General features: G+C 55.5%; 2 protein-coding genes. One reads left to right on the forward strand and one right to left on the reverse strand.

Going from position 1 to position 2,300, the window contains the following annotated elements:
- The coding region (locus ABX962_RS34920; RefSeq protein ID WP_372726273.1) for a sigma-54 interaction domain-containing protein at window positions 1-963 on the forward strand (963 nt) is incomplete at its 5' end.
- 137 nt (window positions 964-1,100) lie between these two features.
- Here ABX962_RS34920 and ABX962_RS34925 read toward each other — a convergent pair.
- The gene (locus tag ABX962_RS34925) at window positions 1,101-2,165 is read right to left on the reverse strand and encodes a tRNA dihydrouridine synthase (RefSeq protein ID WP_372726274.1); all 1,065 of its coding nucleotides are present in this window, start codon (window positions 2,163-2,165) and stop codon (window positions 1,101-1,103) included.
- Between the last annotated feature and the right edge of the window lie 135 nt (window positions 2,166-2,300).

Raw genomic sequence — 2,300 nt, forward strand, 5'->3', positions numbered from 1 at the left:
GACAAGATGAAAGGCGTCATCGACCGATTGCGACGGATCGCCGTCACCGACGCGACCGTGTTGATCACGGGCGAAAGCGGGACGGGCAAAGAGATGATTGCCCAAGCGATTCATCAAAACAGTCCCCGCCGCAACAAACGCATCGTAGCGCTGAATACTCGCGCGGTGTCCGAGAATCTGGTCGAAAGTGAACTGTTTGGTCATGTCAAAGGCTCGTTCACCGACGCCGTGGCCGATCGCGTCGGAGCGTTTCAATATGCCAACGGCGGGACGCTGTTTTTAGACGAAGTCGGCGACATGCCGATGAGCACGCAAATCAAACTGCTGCGAGTGCTCGAGGAAAGCCAGATCACTCGCGTGGGTGACAACAAATCGATCAAGGTCAACGTCCGCTTGATCTCTGCGACCAACCGACCACTGGAAGACATGATTGAAACGGGCGTGTTCCGCAACGATCTGTACTTTCGTTTGAAAGTCGTCACGGTGGAATTGCCCGCGCTGCGTGAACGCCGCGACGATGTGATCCCCTTGATGGACCATTTTCGCAAGATGTTTTTGCGGCGTCATGAAAAACCGACCGCCCACTTCACTCCCGCGGTGACCAAACGGTTCTTTGCCTACGATTGGCCCGGCAACATTCGCCAACTTCGCAACTTTGTCGAAACGATGGTGGTGCTCGATACCGATGGCTCCTTGGACATCGACGACTTGCCGCCAGAATTAGCCGACGAGGCCCCCGAGAGCGCCGAACCGGTCGCACTGGTAGGTGGCGGTGAATCGAACTTGATCGGCCAACCACTTAGCACGGTCGAGCGGTGGGCGATCGAAGAGACGTTGAAATTGACCGGTGGGAATCGCGAAGAAGCCGCCAAAATATTGAAGATTGGGGCTCGCACCTTGTATCGCCGCCTCGACCAATACAAGAACGAAGAAGAGGGCGGCGAGCAAGAGCAAGACGAGTAGCAGGGTTTAGCGATGTCAGAATCAGCGTAGCGAAACACAACGCAGCGAAACTCGCCAACAGTTTCGACGCTGAGCACTCCCCCCCCTTCGAAAGTCTTCGCGACTTTCGCTACGTGCGTGATGCAATCGGGACGGTCCTACTCGGCCTCCTTGCGATGATAGTCATCGGGAACGTAGCGACCAGGGCCATCGCTGCCGTAGTGACGCTCCAGCGCGGCATCGAACTCAGTTCGCTCTCGCACCCGGGCTAAATCTTGCCGCACCGCTTCATGGTTCGGGTGACTTTGCGAGTACTTGATACAGTGCTTTCGCATCAAAATCAACGCTCGCTCGGGCGTGTACGTTCGCTCGCAAAGTTCAACATGTTCTTGAATCACACGTGCTTGTTCGTGCAATGTTGGTGGCGGTGGCAATGCGTCACCCTTGGCAAGTGCCTGGGCCTGGAAAAAGATCCACGGGTTACCGATCGCGCCACGCGCGACCGTGACTCCATCAATTCCGGTCTGTTGCAGCATTCGCATGCAATCGGCCGCAGAAAACAAATCGCCGCTGCCAAGGATTTTCAATCGGTCGCCAACGTACTGTTTCACGTCGGTCAGAAATTCCCAGCGACTCGGGCCGTTGTACCGCTGTTTGACCGTACGCCCATGGACCGTGGCCGCTGCGAGTCCGGCGTCCATCGCGCCATCGAGAATCTCGAAAAACGAGTCTCGTGATTCCGCTGTATCGTCCATCCCGCGTCGCATTTTGACAGTGACGGGAATATGATCGGGAACGATATCGCGAGTCCGCCGAAGGATTTCGATCGCGACTGATGGCTGCGACAAATGGAATCCGCCACGGCAACGCCCCAGCACTTTTTTGACGGGGCAACCGAAGTTGACGTCGATGATGTCAAACCCAGCTTCGACCAACTTCATCGCGCCGGCAGAGAACTGTTCCGGTTCGGCCCCCATCAATTGACCACCCACCGGCGGTTCGTCGGGATCGATTTCGAGGAAGTGTTTTGTTTTTTGCCGTTTGCTCAGCGCGACCAAAAATTGATCCAGCATCACCTCACATACGGTATAGCTCGCCCCGTGCCGGCGTGCGATCACCCGCATCGGCAAGTCGCTGTAGCCCGATAGCGCCGCCTGAACGACGGGAAATCCAATCGAGACGTTTCCAATCGTGAGCGGTTGTGTTTGAAATGTGGTAGTCATAATGTCAAGGATTGCTGGACTTTGCCCCGTTGATGCCCAATTCGATTGTGGCACATACTCAAAAAAGAGGCGTCATGTTAAATTCATACATCAAATTCAGTGCCTTTTCGCTGGCCATTCTTGTTCCTTCCTTCA

This window comes from Novipirellula sp. (assembly GCF_041583735.1).
Taxonomy (GTDB): Bacteria; Planctomycetota; Planctomycetia; order Pirellulales; family Pirellulaceae; genus Novipirellula.